The following is a 23,798-nucleotide window of genomic DNA, read 5'->3' as shown; positions in this document are numbered from 1 at the left end:
ATGGATTCCGGGTCCGCGCCAAGAGCGCGCCCCGGAATGACGATGGAGCGTGAGGACGTGCTTACGCCGGCTTTCGCAAAATCTTCACCAGCTCGCCGTGCACGTACTCGTTGCCGCACACGACGTGCCCGGTGACCAGCGCATCGCCCGGGGTGGCGATGTCGCTCACCGTGCCGCCCGCTTCGCGCACCATCAGCATGCCCGCGGCGATGTCCCAGGGCTGCAGATCGCGCTCCCAATAGCCGTCGAGGCGGCCGGCGGCGACGAAGGCGAGGTCGAGCGAGGCGGCGCCGAAGCGGCGCAGGCCGGCGACGCGGTCCTGGATCGCGGTCATCTCGCGGCGGAATTCCTCGTGGTCGCCGCGGCCGATATGGGGCAGGCCGCAGGCCACCACGCATTCGTTGAGCTGGCGGCGGCCGGCGACGCGCAGGCGCTGGTCGTTGAGAAAGGCGCCCTTGCCGCGCTCGGCGATGTAGAGCTCGTCATTGGCGGGATTGTAGATCACGCCGGCGATCACAGTGCCCTCGCGCACGAGTCCAATCGAGATCGCGAATTGCGGGATGCCGTGCAGGAAGTTGGTGGTGCCGTCGAGCGGATCGACGATCCAGGTGTGGCTCTTGTCGGTGCCCTCGCGGGTGCCGCCCTCCTCGCCGATGAAGCCATAGCCGGGCCGCGCCTTGGCGAGGTCCTGGTAGAGGATCTCCTCGGCGCGCTTGTCGGCGAGCGAGACGAAATTGGCCGGCCCCTTCAGCGAGACCTGGAGATGCTCGATCTCGCCGAGATCGCGCTTGAGGCTGCGGCCGGCGCGCCGCGCCGCCTTGACCATGACGTTGATAGTGGCGGAATACAGCATGAGCTCTGGACTTGATCGGGGGGAATGGCGCGAAATCGCGGCTGATTGAGGGGATTGGGTGCCCTGCGAGGGCCCTTACGTCAAGTCATTGGGTCAAGTCATTTGGTCCCGAGCCACTTTCTGGCTGCGGCTTCCGCCTTGGCCCGGTCCTCGGCCGGCAGGTCGGACAATTGCTTGTCGAGCTCCGGATCGCCCTTGCCGGCGGTCTTGGCCACCAGATGCCATTTGAAGCCCTCGACCTTGTCCACGGATGTGCCGACGCCGTTGATCAGCACCCAGGCCAGCCGGTTCTGCGCGATCGCGCTGCCCTGCCGGGACGCCTTGCGCAGCAACGCGACAGCGGCCGGCTGGTTCTTCGGGGTCCCGGTGCCGTTGAACATGGCGATGGCATATTCGACCTCGGCATCGACATTGTCGGCGAGCGAGGCGGCCTGGAGCAGCCGCACGGCGCGTTCCGGGTCCTTGGGCACGCCGGTGCCCTCCTTGTAGAAGGTCGCCAGCGCGTATTGCGCCTCGGGCAGGCCGGCGTCGGCCGCCTGGCGCAGCAGCTCGGCCGACCGCTTGACGTCCTGCGGCAGGGTCTGACCGTCGAGATAGAGCAAGGCCAGGTTATAGGCTGCCTTGGGCTCGCCGAGCTTGGCGGCCGACGCCATCAGCTTGACCGCCTCGCCCTTGTCGACCGGGCCGCCGCGGCCGGAAATGCGCAGCATGGCGAGTGCGAACATCGCCTCGCGGTCGCCGGCGTCCGCAGCGCGCTTGTACCATTCGGCGGCCTTGGCGTAGTCGCGCCTGATGCCCATGGCGTTGGAATAGAGCTCGCCGAGCATCGTCATCGCCTTGGGATCGCCGGTCTTGGCGCGGGCGGTGGCGAGCTCGAGCGCCGTCTTGTACTGGCCGCGCTGATAGGCGCCGAACACCAGGTCGACATTGGGATTGTCGGTCGGTGGGGCAGGGATCACGGTCGGGGCCGGCGCTGGCTTCGGGGAGGACGACGGCTTCGGTGCCGGCGCGGCCTCCTTCTTTTTGGTGATCGTGTGTGGCTTGGTCTTCTGCTTCTCAGGCGCCGGGCTCGGCGTCGCGGCCGGCGGGGTGATCTGGAGCTGCGCGGCCGCGGGCGTCGTCAGCAGCAGCGTGGCCAGAAGGGTGATGCGCGGGAGTTTCATCTTGGGCGCTAGCCGTGCCCCTGGATCACGGGCGCCGTCGCATAGGCCTTCTTGATCGCAGCATCGGCTTCGATCAGCGCGGCCTTGGGCCCGCGCGGATCGGCCCAGACGAATTCACCGACCAGCACGAAATCGGCACCGTTGGCGGCGAAGTCGTAGGCCTCCTCCAGCGAAGTGGCAAAGCCGACGCAAGGCGGCTCGAACAGCTCGGCCCACCAGTCCAGCCGCTCGGCAATGGCCTGCGCCGACGGGCGCTGGCCGTTGGCGTCGGGCTCGCCGAACAGAACGTAGTCCGCGCCCATCTCGCCCGCGCTCATGGAATCGTGGCGTGTCGCGAGCGCGCCGACGCCGGCGATGCGATCGGGCTTGAGCGAGGGCATCGCCTCTTCCAGCGCGGCGATCCCCGCAAGATGCGCGCCGTCGGCGCCGCCGCGCGCCACCAGCTCGGCGTGGCCGTCGACGAGCAGCGCGGCACCCGCCTTCTGCACCGGCGGCGCCAAAGCCTTGATGCGCGAGATCATCGTGCGCTGGTCGGTCTCCTTCAATCGCAGCAGCACGGCCGCGACGTCGGCGGAGGCGAGCAAGCCCGGCAGCTCGGCGACAAGCGAAGCGGGGTCATCGACGACCGGCGTCGCAAGATAAAGGCGCGGCGCCGGGCGCGGCGGTGGCGATTTGTTCGACAAGATCTAGGCTGCCTTCTTTTCCAGGCTGCTTTGCCATTCGCCCTTCGAGGCGAGGCCGTTCATCTGCGCGCGATGGCTGAAGGCGCGCTGGCCGGCCGCGACGTTTTCGGCCTTGCCGGACCAGGCCTTCTGCGGCGCGGCCTGGAGCGCGCGGCCGTAGGAGAAGGTCAGGCCCCAGGGCAGCGGGCCGAGCTTGTGCATGGCATTGAGATGCGCGGTTGCCTCTTCGTCGGACTGGCCGCCGGAGAGGAAAGCGATGCCGGGCACCGCTGCCGGCACGCAGGCCTTCAGCAGCCGTATCGTCTTCTCCGCGACTTCCTCGACGGGAGCCTGCTTTGCGCACTTCTTGCCTGAGATCGCCATGTTGGGTTTCAGTACCATGCCTTCGAGCGCGACGCGCTGCACGCGCAACTCCTGAAACGTCTTGCTGAGCACGCGGCTCGTGACCTCATAGCAGCGCTCGATGTCGTGATCACCGTCCATCAGCACTTCCGGCTCGACGATCGGCACGATCTGCGCCGCCTGGCACAGCGCGGCGTAGCGCGCCAGCGCGTGGGCGTTGACGCTGATCGCGGTCATCGAGGGGATGCCGCCGCCGATGTCGATCACCGCGCGCCATTTGGCGAAGCGCGCGCCCCGCTCATAGTATTTCTTCAGCCGCTCGGCGAGCTTGTCGAGCCCGACGGTGACGAGCTCGCCGGGGCACATCGGCAGGGCCTGCGTGCCTTCGTCGACCTTGATGCCGGGAATGGCGCCGCTCTGCTCGATCAGCTTGACCAGCGGCGTGCCGTCCTTGGCATCCTGCCAGATCGTCTCGTCGTAGAGGATCACGCCGGAGATGTACTGGCTCATGGCGTCCTTGGAGCGGAACAGCATCTCGCGATAGTCGCGGCGGTTCTCTTCGGTCGATTCCACGCCGATCGCGTCAAAGCGTTTCTTGATGGTGCCGGAGGATTCGTCGGCGGCAAGGATGCCCTTGCCGGGGGCGACCATGGCGGTCGCGATCCTGTTGAGCTCAGTCAGATTCATCGAGAGGTCCTCCCAAAACGATTCTGCCCTTGCCCGGGAAAATAGACCGTTCTCGGGCAATTGCCGAGTTAACGTTGGTCGCAGGGTAAAGGGGGGGTCTCTGTCATTCCGGGATGCGCCGAAAGGCGCAGGCCCGGAATCCATAACCCCAAGCTGTGGTTATGGATTCCGGGCCCACGCTTCGCGTGTCCCGGAATGACAGGAGGGTGTGGCTGAAGGCCTTACGCCACCGCGCGATCGCTTACGCTACCTTGGGGTCGAGCTCGCCCTTGGCGTAGCGCTTGGCCATCTCGGCGGTGGTCAGCACCGTCTTGATCTTGGAGGCCTGGCCTGCGGTGTTGAACTCCTGGAGCCGCTGCTTGCACAGCTTGGTCATCGCTTCCATGGCCGGCTTCAGGTACTTGCGCGGATCGAACTCTTCCGGATTGTCCTTGAGTACCTTGCGGATCTGGCCGGTCATCGCCATGCGGTTGTCGGTGTCGATGTTGATCTTGCGCACGCCGTTCTTGATGCCGCGCTGGATCTCGGCGACCGGCACGCCCCAGGTCGGCTTCATCTTGCCGCCATAGGCGTTGATGATGTCCTGGAGGTCCTGCGGCACGGACGAGGAACCGTGCATGACGAGATGCGTGTTCGGCAGCTTGCGGTGGATCTCCTCGATCACGTTCATGGCGAGGATGTCGCCGTCCGGCTTGCGGGTGAACTTGTAGGCGCCATGTGAGGTGCCCATCGCAATCGCGAGCGCGTCGACCCTGGTCTCCTGGACGAACTTCACGGCCTCGTCCGGATTGGTCAGGAGCTGGTCGTGGCTGAGCTTGCCCTCGGCGCCGTGGCCGTCTTCCTTGTCGCCCATGCCGGTCTCCAGCGAGCCGAGCACGCCGAGCTCGCCCTCGACCGAGATGCCGCCGAGATGGGCCATGTCGGTCACGGTCTTGGTGACGCCGACATTGTAGCCCCAGTCGCCGGGGGTCTTGCCGTCGGCCTTGAGCGAGCCGTCCATCATCACCGAGGTGAAGCCGGCCTGGATCGCGGTCATGCAGGTCGCCGGCTCGTTGCCGTGGTCGAGATGCACGCAGACCGGGATGTGCGGGTAGATCTCGGTCACCGCGTCCATCATGTGCTTGAGCATGACGTCGTTGGCGTAGGAGCGCGCACCGCGCGAGGCCTGGATGATGACGGGCGCATCGACCTGATTGGCGGCGTCCATGATCGCCAGCGCCTGCTCCATGTTGTTGATGTTGAAGGCCGGTACGCCGTAATCGTTCTCCGCCGCATGGTCGAGCAATTGACGCAACGTGATCCGAGCCATGTGTCTTTTTCTCCCGTTTTGGCCTGCAAGGCCACTAACTACTTGAAGGCCGCCAGCTGATTGCCGACTGATTACTTGATGCGCAGGACCTCGACGCCGGGCAGGGGCTTGCCTTCCATCCATTCAAGAAATGCGCCACCGGCGGTCGAGACATAGGTGAATTCACCGGCCACGTGGGCCTGGTTGAGGGCCGCGACGGTGTCGCCGCCACCCGCGATCGAGATCAGCTTCTTCGCCTTGGTGCGCTCGGCGGCGTGCCTGGCGGCCGCGACGGTGCCGCGGTCGAAGGGCTGCATCTCGAAGGCCCCGAGCGGTCCGTTCCAGACCAGCGTCGCCGCATCGTCGATCGCGGCGTGAACGCGCGCGATCGACTGTGGACCGACGTCCAGGATCATGCCGTCGGCCGGTATCGCATCGAGCCCATAGGCATGCGACGGCGCGTTGGCGGCGAAATGATAGGCGACGGTGGCATCGACCGGCAGGATGATGGCGCAGTTGGCGGCTTCCGCCTTCTCCATGATGCGCAGCGCGGTCGGGGCGAGATCCTTCTCGGCCAGCGACTTGCCGACCGCGACGCCCTGGGCGTGCAGGAAGGTGTTGGCCATGCCGCCGCCGATCACGAGCGCGTCGACCTTGTTCACGAGGTTTTCGAGCAGGTCGATCTTGGTCGAGACCTTGGCGCCGCCGATGATGGCGATGACGGGCTTGGTCGGCGAGCCCAGCGCCTTCTCCAGCGCATCGAGCTCGGCCTGCATGGTGCGGCCGGCATAGGCCGGCAGCTTGTGGCCGAGGCCCTCGGTGGACGCGTGGGCGCGGTGCGCGGCCGAGAACGCGTCACTGACCCAGATGTCGCCGAGCTTGGCCAGTTCAGCGACGAAGGCGGGATCGTTCTTTTCCTCTTCCTTGTGGAAGCGGGTGTTTTCGAGGCACAGGATGTCGCCGTCGTTCAAGCCAGCCACGGCCGTGGCCGCGGGCTCGCCGATGCAATCATCGGCAAAGGCGACGGGCTTCTTCACCACCTTCGACAGCGCTTCGGCGACGGGCTTGAGCGACTCTTTGGGATCGCGCCCCTTCGGCCGGCCGAAATGCGCGAGCAGGATGACCTTGGCCCCCTTGTCGGCGAGCTCGGTGATGGTCGGCGCAACGCGCTCGAGCCGCGTCGCGTCGGTGACGCGCCCGTTCTCCATGGGCACGTTGAGATCGACGCGCAGCAGCACGCGCTTGCCCTTCACGTCGACGTCGTCGAGGGTGCGGAATTTGTTGGTCATCTTTGGCTCTCTTGTCCCGGGCCTCTAGGCAGTCATTCCGGGGCGCGCGCAGCGCGAACCCGGAATCTCGAGATTCCGGGTCTGGTCCTTCGGACCATCCCGGAATGACAGTGCAACTAGAACGCACCAGATCCTTAGATCACCTTCGCGATCGCGACGGCGGTGTCCGCCATGCGGTTCGAGAAGCCCCACTCGTTGTCGTACCAGGACATCACGCGCACCAGCGTGCCGTTCTGCACCTTGGTCTGGTCCTCGTGGAAGGTCGAGGAGTGCGGGTCGTGGTTGAAGTCGATCGAGACGTTCGGCGCGCTGGTGTAGCCGAGGATGCCCTTGAGCTGCTGCTCGGAGGCACGCTTCATCGCTGCGTTGACTTCCTTGGCGTCGGTTGCGCGCTTGGCGACGATCTTGAGGTCGACGACCGAGACGTTCGGCGTCGGCACGCGGATCGCGACGCCGTCGAGCTTGCCCTTCAGTTCGGGCAGCACGAGCCCGATCGCCTTGGCGGCGCCGGTCGAGGTCGGGATCATCGACATCGCAGCGGCGCGGCCGCGATAGAGATCCTTGTGCAGCGTGTCCAGCGTCGGCTGGTCGCCGGTGTAGGCGTGGATCGTGGTCATGAAGCCGGTCTCGATGCCGACGAGGTCGTTCAGCACCTTGGCCACCGGCGCGAGGCAGTTGGTGGTGCAGGAGCCGTTGGAGATGACCAGATGGTCCTTGGTCAGCGTGTCGTGGTTGACGCCGTAGACGATGGTGGCGTCGGCGCCGTCGGCGGGCGCGGAGACCAGCACGCGCTTGGCGCCGGCGGTCAGATGCGCCGAGGCCTTGTCCTTCGAGGTGAAGATGCCGGTGCATTCCAGCGCGATGTCGATGCCGAGATCCTTCCAGGGCAGCTTCGAGGGATCACGCTCGGCGGTCACCTTGATCTTGTTGGCTCCGAGGCTGATCGAGTCGCCGTCGACGGTCACGGTGCCGGGGAAGCGGCCATGGACGCTGTCGAAGCGGAGCAGATGGGCGTTGGTCTCGACCGGACCGAGATCGTTGATGCCGACGACCTCGATGTCCTTGCGGCCTGACTCGGCGATAGCCCGCAGCACGTTGCGGCCGATGCGGCCAAAACCGTTAATTCCGACGCGGACTGCCATGTTTCGTCTCCTTATGACCGTTCAATGACGCGTATCAATGACGTCTGTCTTCCCGCACAACGCGCTTAGCGCGCCTGCGAGGGTTTTTTAGGGCGGACGCCCGGTTCGGCCGGGCGGTGCTTGATCATATGAGGAGTTACGTAGTCCTTTTTTTTGGCAAGCTCAACTCTCAGGAAACGCGCTTCAGCACGGCGTTCACCGCAGCCTCGGCGGTAATGCCGAAATGCTTGAAAAGGTCCTTCGCCGGACCGCTTTCGCCGAAGGAATGCATGCCGACGAACTCGCCATCCTGGCCGATCACGGCATCCCAGCCCCAGCGCACCGCCGCCTCGATCGCAACCTTCACCGGCGCGTTGCCGATGATTGCGGCGCGCTTGGCCTCTGGTTGCGCTAACAACAGCTCGAGCGAGGGCACCGAGACCACCCGTGACGCGATGCCGCGCTCGGCGAGCTGCTTCTGGGCCGCGACCGCGATCTCGACCTCGGAGCCGGAAGCAAACAGCGTCGCCCTGGCTTCGCCCTGGGCCGGGACCAGCTCGTAGGCGCCGGCCGCGCAGGGATTGTCGTTCGGCGCGGTGGTGCGCAGCTGCGGCAGGTTCTGCCGCGTCAGCGCCAGCACGGTTGGGCCGTCGATGCGGTTGAGCGCGAGCTCCCAGCACTCGGCAACCTCGACGGAATCGCAGGGACGGAACACGCGCATGTTGGGAATGGCGCGAAGTGCGGCAAGATGCTCGACCGGCTGGTGGGTCGGGCCGTCCTCGCCGAGGCCGATCGAATCGTGCGTCATCACGTAGACGACGCCGGCGCCCATCAGAGCGGCAACCCGCATCGCAGGCCGCGCATAATCGGTGAACACCAGGAAGGTCGCGCCGTTCGGCGCGAAGCCGCCGTGCAGGAAGATGCCGTTCATCGCCGCGGCCATGCCGTGCTCGCGGATGCCGTAGTGGATGAAGCGGCCCTTCGGCGTCTTGGCCGAGAAGGCGGTCGCCGACTTCGCCTTGTTGTTGTTGGAGCCGGTGAGGTCGGCGGAGCCTGCGAGGAATTCCATCGGCATGGCGCCGGCGATCACTTCGATCACGGCTTCCGACGATTTGCGTGTGGCCGCAACCATCGGCTTTTCCAGCAGCTCCTTCTTGTACGCGCGCACCGCCTTCGCCAGCGAGGCCGGACGCTCGTGGCGCAGACGACGCTCGAACTCGGCGCGCTTGCGGCTGCCGAGCTCACCAAGCCGGCCTTCCCATTCCTGCCGAGCCACGGAGCCGCGGCTGCCGGCTGCACGCCACGCCTTCAGCACGTCATCGGGCACCGAGAACGGCTCGAGCGAGATGCCGAGGTTTTCCTTGGCGGCCTTGAGCTCCTCGGCGCCGAGCGCCTCGCCATGCACCTTCGCGGTGCCGGCCTTGTGCGGCGCGCCGAAACCGATGGTGGTGCGGCAGGCGATCAGCGTCGGCTTGTTCGACTTCTTCGCGCGCGTGATGGCGTCGGCGATGGCGGCCTTGTCGTGGCCGTCGATCTTCTCGGCAGCCCAGCCCGCCGACTTGAAGCGCTTCACCTGGTCGACGGAATCGGCGATCGAGGTCGGGCCGTCGATCGAGATGCCGTTGTCGTCGTAGAGCACGATCAGCTTGTTGAGCTTCCAGTGCCCGGCCATCGCGATCGCTTCCTGCGACACGCCTTCCATCAGGTCGCCGTCGGAGGCGAGCACATAGGTGTGGTGATCGACGATCTTCTTGCCGAACTCGGCGGCCAGCATCTTCTCCGCGAGCGCCATGCCGACCGCGGTGGAGATGCCCTGGCCGAGCGGGCCGGTGGTGGTCTCGATGCCCTTGGTGCGGAAGTTTTCGGGGTGTCCCGGCGTCAGCGAATCGACCTGGCGGAATTGCTTGATCTGGTCCAGCGTCATCTCGGAATTGCCGGTCAGATACAGCAGCGAATAGAGCAGCATCGAGCCGTGGCCGGCGGAGAGCACGAACCGGTCGCGATCCGGCCAGGCCGGTGCGGCGGCGTCGAATTTCAGGAACTGCGAGAACAGCACCGTGGCGATGTCGGCGGCACCCATCGGCAGGCCGGGATGGCCGGATTTCGCCTTCTCCACAGCGTCCATCGAAAGGCCGCGGATCGCGTTGGCCATACGGGTGTGGTCGACCTGCGTCATGTCTGAAATCCGTCTGAAATGAGGCGCTTGGCGGGATTCGCGCGCGCGGGAAGGAGCCTTTCGGCCGCTTAAGGTCGGGGCTGGGATAGCATCTCGGTTCCGGGAGTCCAAGGCAATCAAACGCCGGTTTGGCCGTAAAAGTTGCTTACGGCACGATCCGGAAAAGTGGAGGCCGGTTTTCCCGCGAGATCGTGCCGAGGAAGAAACCGGTAGATCGGGATGATTCATCCGATCTACCGGTGCATAGTTTCGCGGCGGCGTTGCGCTCGGCTAGCTTGCCACGTAAATTTCTGCTTCTAACCGCTTGCCGAACCGAGTCTTTTGCCGGACGGCGAGCCCCAGGAATAAGGCCACTGGGCAAAGGCCATAGGTTCCGCCGCTGACTCCATGAACGATCGCGTGTCCAACAGTTCTGCCATGACGGAGTCGTCCGCCGTCGAGATCGAGATTGCGACCCGCAGGCTCACCGCGGCGCTCGATGCGCTTGAAAGCGCGGTCGAACGGCGCCGCGATGCCGATCGCGACGAGAACGAGCTCGCGGCACGAATCCAGGCGCTGGGCGCCGATCGCTCGCGCCTTGCAGACGAACTCGATGGCGCATTGGTGAAAGCGCGCAAGCTCGAGCGCACCAACCGCGAGATCTCCGACCGGCTGGATTCCGCGATCGTCACGATACGCTCGGTGCTCGATACCGGAGAGGACGGATGAGCCACATCAACGTCACCATCAATGGCCGGCAATACCGCATGGCCTGCGAGGAGGGCCAGGAGGTGCGGCTGCTCAAGCTCGCGGAGAGCCTGGAGACGCGCATCCAGTCCCTGCGTGGAAAGTTCGGCGAGATCGGCGATGCGCGCCTCACCGTGATGGCGGCGCTGACCGTCTGCGACGAGCTGATCGACGCCGGCAACCGGGTCCGCACCATGGAGCAGGAGCTGACCGAGCTGCGGGATTTCCGCAACGCCGCCGTCGAGCGCGCCAGGATGACGCAGACCGCGGTGGTGAATGCGCTGAACGCCGCGGCCGAACGCATCGAGAAGTCGACCCAGGTCCTGAACCGGACCGTCGGCAACGGCATCGCGATCGGGTGACCGTTGGTCGTTTCCTTGCGGTCATCCTTCGAGACGCCCGCTATCGCGGGCACCTCAGGATGAGGTCTGGTTTCGTGGTGGGAGTGTAGACCCTCATGGTGAGGAGCCCGCCAAAGCGGGCGTCTCGAACCATGCAGGCCCGAGCCCTGGCGGCAATCACCCAAGGCCGGGCTGGCGATTCGTCAGTATCGTTGTTAGATTGCGGATGCGAAGCTGCGACGTGCGTCAGGAGCCATATATCCCCGGGGCCTTATCGATCCTTTAGGGAACTGTCCCTGGCCGGGCCCGTGGGCCCGGACATATGGTGCCCACCTACTTTCGTAGGGAACTCCGGGATCGAGTGCTTCAACGGCGTCCGCGGCTTCGCACTGTTTCCTTCTGGTTCGTGCCTGTCGAAATGACTGCGGCCAGTTCAGTCATGCCCGGCTTCACGGGGCATCCAGTACGCCGCGGCCTTTGTGTGAAACACCACCGCCTCTGGAATACTGGATCACCGCTATTGCAGGTGGTGACGTGGGGGACCAAAGCGAATGACCAATTCGAAAGCCGCACTCCGTGCCAAAGCCCTCGCAAAACGCGACGCGCTGAGCGAGAAGAAGCGCGCTGCGGCCGCCGCAAAACTCGCCAAGCGCGGGCTGCCTTTCACTTTTCTGCCCGGCAGCATCGTTTCCGGCTATTCGCCGATCCGCAGCGAGATCGATCCGATGCCGCTGCTCACGAGGCTCGCTGAAGAGGGCGCGAAGCTGGCACTGCCTTGCGTCACCGCGCGCGGGCAGTCGCTGATCTTCCGCATCTTCCATCCGAACGACCGCCTGATGCTCGGCCCGCTCGGCATTCCCGAGCCGTCGCCCGCGGCAGCCGAGGTCATCCCGGACATCATGCTGACGCCGCTCGCGGCGTTCGACCGTCTCGGCCATCGCATCGGCTATGGTGCGGGGCATTACGATTTCACCTTCGCGCATCTGCGCAGGACCAAGCACATCGTCGGGATCGGGCTTGCTTTCGCAGCGCAGGAGATCGAGGCGGTTCCGGCACTATCCCACGACGTCGCGCTGGATTATGTGCTAACGGAATCGGACGTGTTCGATTTCCGGAGTTCTGAAGTTGCGCATTCTCTTCGTGGGTGATGTCGTCGGGCGCGCGGGGCGTGCGGCGATCGCCGACCATCTGCCCGGCATGGTCAAGGACTGGTCGCTCGATTTCGTCGTCGTCAACGGCGAGAATGCCGCCGGAGGCTTCGGCATCACGGAAGCGATCTATCAGGAGTTTCTCGACGCCGGCGCCGATGCGGTGACGCTCGGCAATCATTCCTGGGATCAGCGCGAGGCCTTGGTGTTCATCGAGCGCGCGGAGCGCCTGGTGCGGCCGGCGAACTATCCGCGCGGCACGCCCGGCCGCGGTGCCGCGCTGGTCGAGACCAAGAACGGCAAGCATGCGCTCGTCGTCAACGCGTTGGGCCGCGTCTTCATGACCCCGTTCGACGATCCCTTCGCAGCGCTCGAGCGCGAGCTCGGCGCCTGTCCGCTCGGGGTCGCCGCCGACGCCATCGTCGTCGACTTCCATTGCGAGGCGACCAGCGAGAAGCAGGGCATCGGCTTCTTCTGCGACGGCCGCGCCAGCCTCGTCGTCGGCACGCACACGCACGTACCGACCGCCGACCACCAGATCCTCGGCGGCGGCACTGCCTACATGACCGATGCCGGCATGACCGGCGATTACGACTCCATCATCGGCATGCAGAAGGAAGAGCCGCTGCGCCGCTTCACCTCGGGGATTCCGTCAGGCCGCTTCGAGCCGGCCGCGGGGACGGCGACGCTGAGCGCCGTCGCGGTGGAAACGGATGACGCAACGGGTCTCGCGCTCCGCATCGCGCCGGTGCGTGTCGGCGGAAGGTTGGAGCCGGCGACGCCGAAATTCTGGTTGAGCTGAGTTTTGAGCGGCATTGACGGTGCACCCTCTCCCCTTGTGGGAGAGGGTGGCTCGCCGTGTAGCGGCGAGACGGGTGAGGGGTCCCTCTCCGCGAGTGAATCTCTCGCATCTGAGCGCGTGGAGAAAGACCCCTCATCCGGCGCCGTAGCCGAAGCTTCGTTTCGGCGTTCTTAAGAACGGCGGCCGAAGGCCGCCTATGCCACCTCTCCCACAAGGGGAGAAGGGAGGGCAGCGTCGCTCGTTTCGACCGCTGTCTCAGGCCGCCGCGCGGACCGCCTGCCAGAGCTCAAGCACTTCCGCGCGCGCGATGCCGCGTGTGATGAACACGATGCGCGAGCGGCGATCGCTGTCGGGCCAGCCACCGAGCGCGACCGGCGGATGGAAGACGTGGTGCACGCCGTGGATCACGATCGGCGTCGGCTCGTCGCGGAGGTTGAGAATTCCCTTCACCCGCAGCAGGTCCTGTCCGCGCGCATTGCGCAGATACCCAAGCCAGCGTGTCACTTCTATCCAGTCGAGCGGCTCGTCGAACGCCAGCATGAAGCTGGCGATCGACGCATCGTGATCATGATGGCCATGGTCATGGTGCGCGTGATGATCGTGATGCGAATGACCGGCGTCCCCATGTGGTTCCGCGAAGGCCCGCTCGTTGAGCCAGCGCTCAATGTCTATCCTTTTCAGTTCGGGATCGATCAGGCCGGCGCCGAATAGCTGCGCGGGATCGATCTTGCCGTGACTGACGCTTTCGGTTCTGGCGCCGGGATTGAGCCGCCGCAGGCGCAGCTCCAGCGCCGAGATGTCCTCGACCAGATCGCTTTTGGTGATCAACAGCCGGTCGGCCAATGCCACCTGTTTCACTGCCTCATATTGCCGATCGAGCTGATGCGGCGCGTTGACCGCATCGACCGTGGTCACGACCGTGTCGAGCCGCAGGAAGTGCGAGACGAGAGGATTGTTGAGCAGGAGCTGCACGATCGGCGCGGGGTCGGCGAGACCGGTGGTCTCGACCAGGATACGGCGGAACGGCGGAATCTCGCCGCGGTCTCGCTTCACCAGGAGGCTTCTCAGCGTCTCCTCGAGGTCGCTGCGGATGGTGCAGCAGATGCAGCCGCTTGCGAGCACGGCAACCTCGCCATCGACGCGCTCGACCAGGAGATGATCGAGACTGACCTCGCCATACTCGTTGATGATGACGGCGCTGTCCTTCATGCCGTCGTGGCGCAGCAGACGATTGAGCAATGTCGTCTTGCCGCTGCCGAGAAAGCCGGTGATCAGCGAGACCGGAAGTCGCTGCTCGGATTTGTCGCCTTCAAACAGGCTCATTGGAAGCTCTCGCACCAACGGTCTTATTTTTGTCGCTGGACAACAACCTAGCGGAGGAGGAGGGTGACTGAAACAATTTTAGAGTCCGGCTTATTCGGACTACAACCTGGGAGGGTGCAATGTCTAATGAAATCAATGACGTAGATCAAGACGGCAGTGGCGCCACGACTGATCGCCGGACTTTGCTCCGCACAGCGGGCATTGCCGGCGTGGCCGGCGCGGCGCTCGCCGGCTCGATGCATGGCAAGTTCTCGCTCGCGCCGATCAGCCAAGCCCAGGCGCAGACCGCCACCTCCATGCCCAAGAATGTCGACAAGCCGTGGTGGCCCTCGAAATGGGGCAAGGATGACGAGTCCGGCGCATCCAACCACATCACCCCGGCGAAGGTCCTCGACGCGGCGAAGTGGATCAAGGACGGCAAGATCTACAAGATTGGTCGCGTCTACGAGGCCGCGATGCCGCTGTTCGGCGCGCGCGTGTTCGCGCTGCGCATTCCCGGCAGCCCGACTGGCGGCCCGTTCGGCGACAACAAGCTCGTGTATCACGACGAGTTTCTCGCCACCGAGATCGGCCAGACCGGCACGCAGTTCGACGGCCTCGGCCACATCGGCATCCAGATGGGCAAGGAGGGCGACAAGAGCGAGATGCGGTTCTACAACGGCTTCACCGCCGCCGAGATCAGCGACGCCTACGGCCTGAAGAAGCTCGGCATCGAGAAGCTCAAGCCGATCTTCACCCGCGCGCATCTGATCGACATGGTCGCTCTCAAGGGTGGCATGATGGATGCCGGCCAGGAGATCACCTCGGCCGACATCAAGGCGGCGCTGGCGAAGCAGAACATTCCCGAGAGCGACATCAAGCCCGGCGACGCGATCATGTTCCACACCGGCTGGGGCTCGCTTTGGATGAAGAACAATGATCGCTTCAACAGCGGAGAGCCGGGCATCGGCCTCGACGCTGCCAAATGGATCGTCGAGAAGGATCTCGCGCTCACGGGAGCTGACACCTGGGCTGTCGAGGTGGTGCCCAATCCCGACAAGACGCTCGCCTTCGTGGTTCATGCCGAGCTGCAAACCAAGAACGGCATCCTCAACCACGAGAACCTGATCTTCGACGATCTGATCGCCGACAAGAAATATCAGTTCGTCTATAGTTTCACTCCGGCCCCGATCAAGGGCGCTACGGGAAGCAACGGCTGCCCGATCGCGATTACGTGAGGACCAAGATCAGCGCGGCGAATGAAGCGTCCGCGCTGATGTTTTGGTTGGGCCGACGCCACATACTCGATGTCGTCCCGGCGAAGGCCGGGACCCATAACCCCAGGGAGTAGTTGCGCGCGAAGCTGGTCACTCCGAGTCTTCGCAAAAGTTTTGCTGCGGCGTATGGGTCCCGGATCTGCGCTTCGCTTGTCCGGGACGACAGCGGAGATTGACGCGTGACCTCTCATCAATCCACCATCACGCTACTCCGCCGTCTGCTCCCGCAGCTCCGCCACATCCTTCGCCGTCAGCTTCGAGCCCTTGGTGCCGAACCGCGCCGTGACGTAGTTCGCCACCGCCGCGATCTCGTCGTCGGTGTAGGCGTTGCCGAATGCGGGCATCGAGAGCGCGCCGTCGGGCGTGTAGCGCCTGGTGCCTGACAGCACGATCTGGGCGACGTTGGTGGCGGCGGGGTCGTTGACGGCCCAGGTGCCGGTCAGCGTCGCCATCGGCGAGACCGGGCTCTCGCCGCTCCAGCCGTGACAGCTGGCGCAGGCGCTGGCGAACACCTTCTTGCCGCGCGCGTCCGCGGTGACGCCGTCGCGGTGCGAGGCGGGGGCCGCCGGCGCCGTGGTGGCCGGCAGATCGGGCGAAGGCTGCGGCGGCACGCTGCGCAGATAGACGACGATGGCGCGGATGTCCTCGGGCGCGAACTGGCTGAAGCTGCGGTCGACCGCTTCGCCCATCGGGCCCGAGGCCGAGCCGTGACCCGGCGCGTGGCCGAGCGAGAGATAGGAGATCAGATCCTCGTCGCGCCAGTTGCCGAGGCCGGTGGCCTTGTCGGAGGAGATGTTGAAGGCGCGCCACCCGGCCGTGATGGCGCCAGCGAACTTCTTCCGGTTGTCGAGCGCGAAGGCAAGATTGCGCGGCGTATGGCATTCGCCGCAATGGGCCAGGGCTTCCGCAAGATACGCGCCTCTGTTCCACTCCGGGCTCTTCGAGGCATCAGGCGTAAAGCGCGTGTCCGGATTGAACACGGCCGACCAGAACATCATCGCCCAGCGCTGGTTGAACGGGAACGACAGCGTGTTGTCCGGCGCCAGCGCCGCGACGGACGCGGGCACACTGGGTGGTTCGGTGATCACACAAGCTTGTGAATAATCAGGACAAGCCTCCCAATTCCCGCGTTGCTACCGTGCGTTGTGCCATCTTAGACACCGTGATTCGCGGAATACGGGCGTGAAAATCGAAAAACCGGCAGAGCATTTAAATGGCAGTTTGGGAACTCTATTCGAAGCGGCGCAAGAAAGAATTGGGCCAATTATCCGATGTTTATACATACGACAGCATTCCGACCACCCTACGAACGCAAGTCGTGCACATGTGGGACGATGCCATCGGCGTTGAGTATCGTTCACGTGATGCCGACACACAGACAATTCAGAGCACCTACCTCCAGATAGCTCAAATCCTCCGTCGTGAGTACGGAGTATTCAAACTCTCAAATTCTCGCGATCCGCAAGATAAAAGAGAAGCCAGAGCCGACCTTGTAAGCTGGTTTCTTAAAGAAGAGGATAACGGTCGCATCCTTGATGCAATCGAACTAACGTTCCGAATAATCGAAGTGTACTGTGGAGAAGAGTATTATCCCCACGGTAGAAAAAACAGAAAGATTGCTGACAGCGCCGTCGAGGAATTGAACGCTAGATTTAAAGAGCATGGAGTGGGCTATCAATTCACGGAAGGCAAACTTCTGCGAGTCGACTCGCAGCTGGTACACAGTGAAGTCGTTATCCCCGCACTTGCCATTTTGCATGGCGAACACTTCGCCGGTGCGCAGGAAGAATTCCTGAGCGCGTTCGAGCACTATCGACACGGTACGAAAGAAGAAGCGCTCGTAGACGCATGCAAATCGTTTGAGAGCACGATGAAAGCACTCTGCGACAAGCGCGGTTGGACTTACGACAAGAACAAGGCCAGCGCATCCGATCTCGTCAACATCTGTCTGTCACAAGGTCTGATCCCATCATTTTGGCAAGGCCATTTTGCAGGTCTGCGAAGCGTCCTTCAATCAGGAATCCCAACCGCGCGGAATCGTCAAGCTGGTCACGGCTCTGGCACGCAAGCGAGGCCCGAGCCTCCTGATGAGTTGGTCGCTTATGTTCTTCACATGACCGCCTCAACCATCTTATTTTTATCTGAAGCGGAAAAACGCTTGTGAGCCAAGACAGTCCCGTCGTCGGTGACAACGCACTTAAAATTTTGACCTTTGCCGGACCGTTGCTCGCAAGCTCATTGGCAGTCACCTACGACGTGGGATTCTTTGTAGGGATCGGTCTCGGCTTCTTTTCATTTTTTAGCTTAAGCGAGCATCTCGTTTTTGCACTCCAGTCACTGCCTTTCGCCATTCCTCCGGTCGCAGTTCTCCTCTTCTGGTCTACTAGCGGATGGTACGGTTACCGACTGGGGTACCGCGACGGTTTCGCTTCCGCCAGAGGAGATGCGGAGCCACAACTGGGCAGACTAGGTTCTTTGGTGAGAGCTTGTGCTCAAGGCCTCCGATCCATGATATGGATACAGCGATTGTGGACGGGGTTCATGGTCCTTTTCATAATTCACGGCGTCTGGCGGGGGCAGTACACTTCGGCATTCCTGCTTAGCTGCATGCTTTTATATCTCGCAAATGCGCAGAGCGTTCATGAGGCGTGGAAGACCCGAGCTCCTGCCTTGATGGCAGCGTGCGCTATAGCTTCGCTGATACTCTCCTTTTTGATCGGACTTCAACGCGCCAACACCATTCTGAACAGTCAAGAGCCAACCGAGAAGATTGGCATCGATGACAAAGTGCTTCCAGCACGCCTCGTCCGGGGCGGAGATAAGGGACTCTTATTCTTCTCCCTCGACGACAAGAAGATTCGGTTTTTGCGTTGGGAGTCCGTCAAGCAGATCGAAACGCTTTAGCTATGCAGCCAATTGTCTACATCTCCCCTTGCGGGAGAAGGTGGCGCGAAGCGCCGGATGAGGGGTTCTGTCGGCGAACTAGACTGCGAGAGGCTCACGCTTGCGGAGAGAGACCCCTCACCCGGCTTCGCTTCGCCGAAGCCACTCTCTCCCGCAACAAGGGGAGAGGGTACAGTGTTCGTCGGCGCGAAACTTACTCCGCCGTCTGCTCCCGCAGCTCCGCAACGTCCTTCGCCGTCAGCTTCGTGACGTAGTTCGCCACTGCCGCGATCTCGTCGTCGGTGTAGGCGTTGCCGAATGCGGGCATCGAGAGCGCGCCGTCGGGCGTGTAGCGCCTGGTGCCTGACAGCACGATCTGGGGAGCCACAAGAAAATGACATTTCGGAAAAATAGCATTATGCCCCTGTTTTGCCCGACGAGTCAAACGCGTCGCGGCCTGCCGGCATAAGCCATTGATTCCGCACACCCCGGCTACTGTGCATGGGGTTGTTTTCGAGCTTTTTGTTTTGGAGATGCCGGAGGGCGGCCGCGCAGCGCCCGTCAGCTCTGCCGGAAGCCCATCCGGAAGGCGCCCCAGTGCTTGCCGCGAATCATGATCGGCGAGGACAGATCCTTCATCAGCACGAACTGCCCGCCGCCCATGTCGCGGCGGTAGGTCTGGAGCAGGAACGGCTTGGTGTTCGCCGCGACCTTCTTCACCGCGCGATCGGTGAACAGGCGGCGGTTGCGGCAATTGGCGTTATTCCAGACCGGGTCCTTGCCCTGCGGCAGGCGGTAGTTCGGATTGTGGGTCGGCAGATAGCCGCCCTTGGCCCAGGCGACGCAGAACACGATGCGGGGATCGGATTTCTGAACCGGGTCCTGGATGGCGGGCAGCACGCGGTCGGTGAACTCGACGTAGCTGGTGAGATATTGCTTGGGATCGGTGCCGGGAATTTCGCGGTACTTCTCGTCCATGAGCTGGTCGAGCGTGATGTCGCCGCGGTCGATCGCGGCCTCGAACTCGGCCGAGATCCGCCTGGCGGTCTCGACGACGACGCGGATCAGCGGCGCGTCCGTTGTCTCGACGCCGCTGTCGGCGATCAGCGCGATCAGGCCTTCGGAGGTGTCGAGCAGCTTTGCCACCCGCTCGTCGGCATATTTGAGGTCGCGCGAGGACAGATCGACGCCCTTGGCGAGCTCGTTGAGCTCGCTGATGACGGTGTCGCAGTGTCCGAGGTTGGAGGTCGCCGCGCGCGTGACGCTGTCGATCTCCGCCTCCACGGAGGCAAAACCCTGTTGGACGCGCGAGATGATGCCGGAGATCTGCTGGGCGCCTTCGCCGGCGGTCTTGGCGCGCTGCGAGGCGTCGCTGCTCTCGCCGATCAGGCCTTCGATCTGGCCGTCGAGGTCGCGCACGGTGTCGGAGATCTGATGGGTGGCCTGGCGGGTGGCTTCCGCGAGGTTCTTCACCTCGCTTGCGACCACCGCGAAGCCGCGGCCGGCGTTGCCGGCGCGCGCCGCTTCGATGGTGGCGTTCAGCGCGAGCAGATTGGTCTGCTTCGCGATCGCCTCGATCGAGCCGGACACCTTGGCCACCTGCGCCAGCGCCGAGCCGACCGCGCTCAAGCGTGCCTCGATGCGTTCGACGGCCGCGACGAGCTCGGAGATGTGGCTGACCGCGGTGTCGACCGCGCTGCGCGACTGCGCGATCTCACCGACCGCCGCCGACGTGGTCGATTGCACCGCCTGCGATGCGTTGGCGATATCGTGGTTGGCCGAGACCATGGTCTCGGCCGTCCTCTGGAGGTGGTGGAATCGTTCCGACTGGTTCGCGACGCGGTTTGCGACTTCCTGGACGTTGCCGGCGATGTCGGCGAGTTCCACGCCGAGCCCGCCGATGCGGTCGGCGAGCTGGTCGATCAGCCGTTCAGCCAGCGTCCGGTTGGAGTCGGTGTCCATAACTGCAAGTTGTGCGACGGACATATTCGATGAGTCCTCCAGTCAGAGCCGTTCGCCGGCTCACGGCGGCATTCCCATTCCAGTTTCGATTTTAGAGGATGATTCGCCGCCGCCGTCTTGCCTGAGCGTGCAATAGGGCGCAATTCGCCTTAGTTCTTTGGTTTGAGCATGCTCTGGCCGAAGGCCCGCTGCACAACTTTCGGATCATGCGCTAGAGCTTGTAGGCGGTGCGGAAGCCACCCCAGTGCCGGCCCTGCACGCGGATCGGGACGTCGATCTCGCGCATCATCACCGTGTTCCCGTTGCCCATGTCGCGTGCGTAGCTCTGGACCAGGTACGAGCGCAGGTTGTGCGCGGCCGCCAACCCCGCCGGATCGTTGAAGATCCGCCGGTTGCGGCTGTTGGCCGTGTTCCAGGCAACGTCGCCCGGCCGCTGCGGATGCGAATAGATCTTGTTGTGCACCGGCAGGAAGCCATTGCGGTCGACCATGGCGCAGAACGCCATGCGCGGTTCCTTGGCGAGAAAGGCTTCCTGGAAGGGCGGCAGCGCGCGGTCGGCCCAGTCGAGATATCTGGTGCGGTATTGCTGCGGGTTGGTGCCCGCGATCTCCACATAGTCGGTGTCGAAGAGGTCGTCGATCCCGATCTCGCCGCGCGCAAGCGCCTGCTCGAAGATACTGGTCAGCGCGTTGCCCGCCTCCATGGCGCGGGTGACGAACTCGGTATTCTCCTCGTGGATCGACCACAGCCTGTCTTCGATCTTCTCGCGGAGCACGGCGTCGGGGCTGACGAATTGCGCACGGGCACCGGCCTTGGATTGCTCGACCACGCGCAGGCGGCAGGGGCCGACCTCTTCGAGGGTGCCCTCGATCATCGCTTGCGGCGCAAGCCGGCCGGCGTCGGCGCCGCCGATCAGCACGCCGTCCATCGCGATTTCGTAGACCGGCATCACGCCGCGCGCGGTTTCGAACTTGAGATGGCAGGGCAGACGCTCGGTCTTGCGGCGGTCGTCGTGCTCGCTCTGGCGCAGCAGCACGGCGCAGCGCGACTTCAGCTTCTGTGCGAAGGTGGTGACGGCCTTGCCGGCGCTGGCGACGCTCTCGCCGTGGGTCTCGGCCGCCTTGGTCGCGGCATCGATCTCGGCCGCGCTCTCGCCGACCGAGACGATGAACTCCGACGCGCTGGCGGCGTTGCCGGAGACTTCGCTGGTGGTGGCGTTCTGCTCGGCGACCGCCCCGTTGACGGTTTCGAACACCGGGCGGATCGCCTCGATCGCCTGCGAGATGCGGTGCACCGCATCCGCGGAGCCGGCGGCGTCGCGCTGGAGCGCGTCGATCTTCCTGGTGATCTCTTCCGTCGCGCCCTGGGTCTGCACCGCGAGTGCCTTGACCTCGGTGGCGACGACGGCAAAACCTTTGCCCGCGGCGCCCGCACGTGCGGCCTCGATGGTCGAGTTCAGCGCGAGCAGTGTCGTCTGCCGCGCGATCTGCGCGATCAGGTTGACGACGTTGCCGATCGCTGCCGAGGATTCGCGCAGGCGGTCGACATTGGCACGGGCTTCCCGGGCCGCGGCGCTGGCCTCGTCGGCGAGCTTGCCGGCCTCGCGAACCTGCGCCCCGATGCCGTGGGCGGACTGGGTGAACTTGTCGGCGGCATGGGCGAAGGTGGACGCGGTCGACTGCGCGGCATTGCTGCGGCCGGTCAGCGCGTCGGTGCGCTCGCGGATGGCGGCGAGCGTCGTTGCGGTCGCTTCGGCGCCGCCCGCCACGGAATTAGCGGCGCGCTCGAGCTGGCGGATCATCGCGCCCAGCTCGAGTTCCAGCAATTCGAGGATTTCCCTGGCGGAATCGCCCTCGGCGGCCGGGGTGGGCTCGGAATTGGCCACCGGCTGTGCCGCCTGGGGAACTGCCGCAGGCGCGGCCATGTCCGGCAGACGCTTCCGAAATAGTCCGAACGCCATCTCGTCTCTCTTGTCGGGGAACGGGCGGACGCTATTTTCGCAGGCCGGAATGAAATCAGGGTTAACGCTGCCCGACATCTAGGCACGGACCATTCCGGTGGCTAACTTTACAGTGCTACCTTAAAGCATCAGAGCCCTTTGATTCCGGTGGGTTGGCGGCCTATAAGGCCGCGCTTCCCACCCCATCGGCGACCGATTCCAAAGACCATTCAAGAGACCACGCATGGCCGGACATTCCCAATTCAAGAACATCATGCACCGCAAGGGGCGGCAGGATGCGCAGAAGTCGAAGCTGTTCGGCAAGCTGGCGCGGGAAATCACCGTCGCGGCCAAGCTCGGCACGCCCGACCCCGCCATGAACCCGCGCCTGCGTGCCGCCGTGATCGCCGCGCGCCAGGAGAACATGCCGAAGGACAATATCGAGCGCGCCATCAAGAAGGCGCTCGGCAGCGACGGCGAGAACTATGACGAGATCCGCTACGAGGGTTATGGCCCCGGCGGCGTCGCCGTCATCGTCGAGGCACTGACCGACAACCGCAACCGTGCCGCCTCCGATATCCGCTCGTTCTTCACCAAGTCCGGCGGCAACCTCGGCGAAACCGGCTCGGTCTCCTTCATGTTCGACCGCACCGGGATCATCGAATACGACCGCAGCGTCGCTGATGACGATGCGGTGCTCGATGCCGCGATCGAGGCCGGCGCCGACGACGTGGTCTCGAGCGAGAGCGGCCACGAGATCTACGCCTCGACCGAGAGCTATCGCGACGTCGCCAAGGCGCTGGAAGCCAAGTTCGGCGAGCCGCGCAAGGCCGCGCTGATCTGGAAGCCGCAGAACACTGTCGCGGTCGACGACGAGACCGGCGAGAAGCTGCTCAAGTTGATGGACCTGCTCAACGAGCACGACGACGTCCAGAACGTCTACGCCAATTTCGAGGTGTCGGACGCGCTGGTCGCGAAGATGGGCGGGTGAGGCCTCACCTGCCGCTGTCGTCGCCCGGCTTGACCGGGCGACCCAGTATTCCAGAGACGTTTGAAGAATACGGAGAAGCCGCGGCGTACTGGATACCCCGCCTTCGCGGGGTATGACGACGGAGTATGGCGTGGGCAGCGGCGCTCACCCACTTCCACTTCCCCTGTTACTTCCGTTCTGTTTCTGTTTCCCTCAGTCCGGCCAGCCGCTATCACTGGCCCATGACTGCGCTCCCGATTCGTGGCCCCGTTCGCATCATCGGCATCGACCCCGGCCTGCGCCGCACCGGCTGGGGCGTGATCGAGGCCGAGGGCAATCGTTTGATCTACGTCGCCTGCGGCTCGGTGGAACCGCCGGACGACTTGCCGCTGTCGAGCCGTCTGCTCGCGATTCACGAAGGGCTCGCTTCCGTCCTGTCCGACCACAAGCCGGTGGAAGCCGCGGTCGAGCAGACCTTCGTCAACAAGGACGGCGTGGCGACGCTGAAGCTCGGCCAGGCCCGTGGCGTCGCCATGCTGGCGCCCGCAATGTTCGGCATCAGTGTCGCCGAATACGCGCCGAACCAGGTCAAGAAGACGGTGGTCGGCGCTGGCCACGCCGACAAGCACCAGATCGCGATGATGCTCAAGATATTGCTGCCCAAGGCCGAGCCGCCGTCGGCAGATGCCGCCGATGCGCTCGCCATCGCCATCACCCACGCCCATCACCGCCAGAGCACGGCGCTCAGGCTGAAGGTGGTGGGGCTCTAATGCGCATTGCGAGGCAGATATGAGCGGCTTGCACGCTGCGCTCCCTCCCCCCTTGTGGGGGAGGGTCGGGGAGGGG

Annotated in this window: 20 protein-coding genes, 1 other RNA gene and 2 pseudogenes; 10 read left to right on the top strand and 13 right to left on the bottom strand. The window is 64.4% G+C overall.

The genetic code is table 11. The features are described from left to right. Window positions 1–61: 61 nt before the first annotated feature. The 8 genes from GPL20_RS34170 to tkt form a co-directional block, all read right to left on the bottom strand. Window positions 62–853 carry an inositol monophosphatase family protein gene (locus tag GPL20_RS34170; protein ID WP_157336365.1) on the bottom strand — a complete coding sequence of 264 codons (792 nt, stop codon included), beginning with the start codon at window positions 851–853 and terminating at the stop codon, window positions 62–64. 98 nt (window positions 854–951) lie between these two features. Then, on the bottom strand, window positions 952–2,016 hold the full coding sequence (locus tag GPL20_RS34165) for a tetratricopeptide repeat protein (RefSeq protein WP_157336363.1): 1,065 nt from the start codon (window positions 2,014–2,016) through the stop codon (window positions 952–954). A gap of 8 nt (window positions 2,017–2,024) precedes the next feature. Beyond that, the gene (locus tag GPL20_RS34160) at window positions 2,025–2,699 is read right to left on the bottom strand and encodes a thiamine phosphate synthase (protein ID WP_157336360.1); all 675 of its coding nucleotides are present in this window, start codon (window positions 2,697–2,699) and stop codon (window positions 2,025–2,027) included. A 3-nt stretch (window positions 2,700–2,702) separates the two neighbouring features. Next, window positions 2,703–3,728, bottom strand: a complete 1,026-nt coding sequence (locus tag GPL20_RS34155; RefSeq protein ID WP_157336356.1) for a class I fructose-bisphosphate aldolase — start codon at window positions 3,726–3,728, stop codon at window positions 2,703–2,705. Window positions 3,729–3,969: 241 nt separating this feature from the next. After that, window positions 3,970–5,037: a class II fructose-bisphosphate aldolase gene (gene fba / locus GPL20_RS34150; protein WP_157336351.1), complete on the bottom strand. Its 1,068-nt coding sequence runs from the start codon at window positions 5,035–5,037 to the stop codon at window positions 3,970–3,972. Between the two features lie 71 nt (window positions 5,038–5,108). Continuing rightward, on the bottom strand, window positions 5,109–6,305 hold the full coding sequence (locus GPL20_RS34145) for a phosphoglycerate kinase (protein ID WP_157336345.1): 1,197 nt from the start codon (window positions 6,303–6,305) through the stop codon (window positions 5,109–5,111). A 134-nt stretch (window positions 6,306–6,439) separates the two neighbouring features. After that, window positions 6,440–7,447 carry a type I glyceraldehyde-3-phosphate dehydrogenase gene (gene gap, locus GPL20_RS34140; RefSeq protein ID WP_157336338.1) on the bottom strand — a complete coding sequence of 336 codons (1,008 nt, stop codon included), beginning with the start codon at window positions 7,445–7,447 and terminating at the stop codon, window positions 6,440–6,442. 169 nt (window positions 7,448–7,616) lie between these two features. Then, window positions 7,617–9,602: a transketolase gene (tkt, locus tag GPL20_RS34135; RefSeq protein WP_157336324.1), complete on the bottom strand. Its 1,986-nt coding sequence runs from the start codon at window positions 9,600–9,602 to the stop codon at window positions 7,617–7,619. 387 nt (window positions 9,603–9,989) lie between these two features. Here tkt and GPL20_RS34130 point away from each other — a divergent pair, with 387 nt between their 5' ends. The 5 genes from GPL20_RS34130 to GPL20_RS34110 all read left to right on the top strand — a co-directional run bounded on the left by GPL20_RS34130 (window position 9,990) and on the right by GPL20_RS34110 (window position 12,619). Then, on the top strand, window positions 9,990–10,310 hold the full coding sequence (locus GPL20_RS34130) for a DUF4164 domain-containing protein (RefSeq protein WP_014439722.1): 321 nt from the start codon (window positions 9,990–9,992) through the stop codon (window positions 10,308–10,310). Further along, window positions 10,307–10,690, top strand: a complete 384-nt coding sequence (locus GPL20_RS34125; RefSeq protein ID WP_157336318.1) for a cell division protein ZapA — start codon at window positions 10,307–10,309, stop codon at window positions 10,688–10,690. The genes GPL20_RS34130 and GPL20_RS34125 overlap by 4 nt, the downstream gene beginning before the upstream one ends. 207 nt (window positions 10,691–10,897) lie before the next feature. Continuing rightward, a non-coding RNA gene (gene ssrS, locus GPL20_RS34120) (6S RNA) lies at window positions 10,898–11,058 on the top strand. A 162-nt stretch (window positions 11,059–11,220) separates the two neighbouring features. Then, window positions 11,221–11,817: a 5-formyltetrahydrofolate cyclo-ligase gene (locus GPL20_RS34115; RefSeq protein ID WP_157336314.1), complete on the top strand. Its 597-nt coding sequence runs from the start codon at window positions 11,221–11,223 to the stop codon at window positions 11,815–11,817. Then, the gene (locus tag GPL20_RS34110) at window positions 11,795–12,619 is read left to right on the top strand and encodes a TIGR00282 family metallophosphoesterase (protein ID WP_157336303.1); all 825 of its coding nucleotides are present in this window, start codon (window positions 11,795–11,797) and stop codon (window positions 12,617–12,619) included. Before GPL20_RS34115 ends, GPL20_RS34110 begins: the two co-directional genes overlap by 23 nt. Before the next feature lie 255 nt (window positions 12,620–12,874). Here the strand turns inward: GPL20_RS34110 and GPL20_RS34105 are convergent, their stop codons facing one another. Then, a complete protein-coding gene (locus GPL20_RS34105; protein WP_157336298.1) occupies window positions 12,875–13,942 on the bottom strand; it encodes a CobW family GTP-binding protein in 1,068 nt (355 codons plus the stop codon). 119 nt (window positions 13,943–14,061) lie between these two features. On the opposite strand from GPL20_RS34105, the gene GPL20_RS34100 reads away from it, so the two are divergent. Further along, complete coding sequence (locus tag GPL20_RS34100; RefSeq protein ID WP_157336293.1) at window positions 14,062–15,159, top strand: cyclase family protein; 1,098 nt, start codon at window positions 14,062–14,064, stop codon at window positions 15,157–15,159. Window positions 15,160–15,404: 245 nt separating this feature from the next. On the opposite strand, the pseudogene GPL20_RS40200 reads toward GPL20_RS34100, so the two are convergent. Beyond that, a pseudogene (locus tag GPL20_RS40200) lies at window positions 15,405–16,268 on the bottom strand (c-type cytochrome); the annotation flags it as partial. Between the two features lie 143 nt (window positions 16,269–16,411). On the opposite strand from GPL20_RS40200, the gene GPL20_RS34090 reads away from it, so the two are divergent. Both GPL20_RS34090 and GPL20_RS34085 read left to right on the top strand, forming a co-directional pair. Then, window positions 16,412–17,362, top strand: a complete 951-nt coding sequence (locus tag GPL20_RS34090) for an abortive infection family protein (protein WP_157336287.1) — start codon at window positions 16,412–16,414, stop codon at window positions 17,360–17,362. Further along, complete coding sequence (locus GPL20_RS34085; protein WP_157336281.1) at window positions 17,359–18,102, top strand: hypothetical protein; 744 nt, start codon at window positions 17,359–17,361, stop codon at window positions 18,100–18,102. Before GPL20_RS34090 ends, GPL20_RS34085 begins: the two co-directional genes overlap by 4 nt. A 193-nt stretch (window positions 18,103–18,295) precedes the next feature. On the opposite strand, the pseudogene GPL20_RS34080 reads toward GPL20_RS34085, so the two are convergent. From GPL20_RS34080 to GPL20_RS34070, 3 genes and pseudogenes are all read right to left on the bottom strand, one after another. Continuing rightward, window positions 18,296–18,460 (bottom strand): annotated as a pseudogene (locus GPL20_RS34080) (c-type cytochrome); the annotation flags it as partial. A gap of 182 nt (window positions 18,461–18,642) precedes the next feature. Continuing rightward, complete coding sequence (locus GPL20_RS34075; protein ID WP_157336276.1) at window positions 18,643–20,067, bottom strand: methyl-accepting chemotaxis protein; 1,425 nt, start codon at window positions 20,065–20,067, stop codon at window positions 18,643–18,645. Window positions 20,068–20,254: 187 nt separating this feature from the next. After that, window positions 20,255–22,003, bottom strand: a complete 1,749-nt coding sequence (locus GPL20_RS34070) for a methyl-accepting chemotaxis protein (protein WP_157336271.1) — start codon at window positions 22,001–22,003, stop codon at window positions 20,255–20,257. 223 nt (window positions 22,004–22,226) lie between these two features. Between GPL20_RS34070 and GPL20_RS34065 the strand changes: the two genes are divergently transcribed. Together GPL20_RS34065 and ruvC are read left to right on the top strand one after the other, a co-directional pair. Continuing rightward, window positions 22,227–22,973, top strand: a complete 747-nt coding sequence (locus GPL20_RS34065; RefSeq protein WP_157336263.1) for a YebC/PmpR family DNA-binding transcriptional regulator — start codon at window positions 22,227–22,229, stop codon at window positions 22,971–22,973. 221 nt (window positions 22,974–23,194) lie between these two features. After that, on the top strand, window positions 23,195–23,722 hold the full coding sequence (gene ruvC, locus GPL20_RS34060; RefSeq protein WP_157336257.1) for a crossover junction endodeoxyribonuclease RuvC: 528 nt from the start codon (window positions 23,195–23,197) through the stop codon (window positions 23,720–23,722). The last annotated feature ends 76 nt before the right edge of the window (window positions 23,723–23,798 follow it).

Source organism: Bradyrhizobium cajani, assembly GCF_009759665.1.
In the GTDB taxonomy this organism is placed as follows: Bacteria; Pseudomonadota; Alphaproteobacteria; order Rhizobiales; family Xanthobacteraceae; genus Bradyrhizobium; species Bradyrhizobium cajani.
The sequence above is the reverse complement of the archived record's forward strand: the minus strand, read 5'-3'. Positions and strand labels throughout refer to the sequence as shown.

Excerpts from the sequence above, each read along its gene's own strand:
- GPL20_RS34100 (WP_157336293.1), top strand. The coding sequence starts at position 14,062 with ATGTCTAATGAAATCAATGACGTAGATCAAGACGGCAGTGGCGCCACG.
- GPL20_RS34155 (WP_157336356.1), bottom strand. The coding sequence starts at position 3,728 with ATGAATCTGACTGAGCTCAACAGGATCGCGACCGCCATGGTCGCCCCC.
- GPL20_RS34070 (WP_157336271.1), bottom strand. The coding sequence starts at position 22,003 with ATGGCGTTCGGACTATTTCGGAAGCGTCTGCCGGACATGGCCGCGCCT.
- GPL20_RS34105 (WP_157336298.1), bottom strand. The coding sequence starts at position 13,942 with ATGAGCCTGTTTGAAGGCGACAAATCCGAGCAGCGACTTCCGGTCTCG.
- GPL20_RS34130 (WP_014439722.1), top strand. The coding sequence starts at position 9,990 with ATGAACGATCGCGTGTCCAACAGTTCTGCCATGACGGAGTCGTCCGCC.
- tkt (WP_157336324.1), bottom strand. The coding sequence starts at position 9,602 with ATGACGCAGGTCGACCACACCCGTATGGCCAACGCGATCCGCGGCCTT.
- GPL20_RS34115 (WP_157336314.1), top strand. The coding sequence starts at position 11,221 with ATGACCAATTCGAAAGCCGCACTCCGTGCCAAAGCCCTCGCAAAACGC.
- GPL20_RS34065 (WP_157336263.1), top strand. The coding sequence starts at position 22,227 with ATGGCCGGACATTCCCAATTCAAGAACATCATGCACCGCAAGGGGCGG.
- GPL20_RS34125 (WP_157336318.1), top strand. The coding sequence starts at position 10,307 with ATGAGCCACATCAACGTCACCATCAATGGCCGGCAATACCGCATGGCC.
- GPL20_RS34165 (WP_157336363.1), bottom strand. The coding sequence starts at position 2,016 with ATGAAACTCCCGCGCATCACCCTTCTGGCCACGCTGCTGCTGACGACG.
- fba (WP_157336351.1), bottom strand. The coding sequence starts at position 5,037 with ATGGCTCGGATCACGTTGCGTCAATTGCTCGACCATGCGGCGGAGAAC.
- ruvC (WP_157336257.1), top strand. The coding sequence starts at position 23,195 with ATGACTGCGCTCCCGATTCGTGGCCCCGTTCGCATCATCGGCATCGAC.
- GPL20_RS34075 (WP_157336276.1), bottom strand. The coding sequence starts at position 20,067 with ATGTCCGTCGCACAACTTGCAGTTATGGACACCGACTCCAACCGGACG.
- gap (WP_157336338.1), bottom strand. The coding sequence starts at position 7,447 with ATGGCAGTCCGCGTCGGAATTAACGGTTTTGGCCGCATCGGCCGCAAC.
- GPL20_RS34145 (WP_157336345.1), bottom strand. The coding sequence starts at position 6,305 with ATGACCAACAAATTCCGCACCCTCGACGACGTCGACGTGAAGGGCAAG.
- GPL20_RS34170 (WP_157336365.1), bottom strand. The coding sequence starts at position 853 with ATGCTGTATTCCGCCACTATCAACGTCATGGTCAAGGCGGCGCGGCGC.
- GPL20_RS34090 (WP_157336287.1), top strand. The coding sequence starts at position 16,412 with ATGGCAGTTTGGGAACTCTATTCGAAGCGGCGCAAGAAAGAATTGGGC.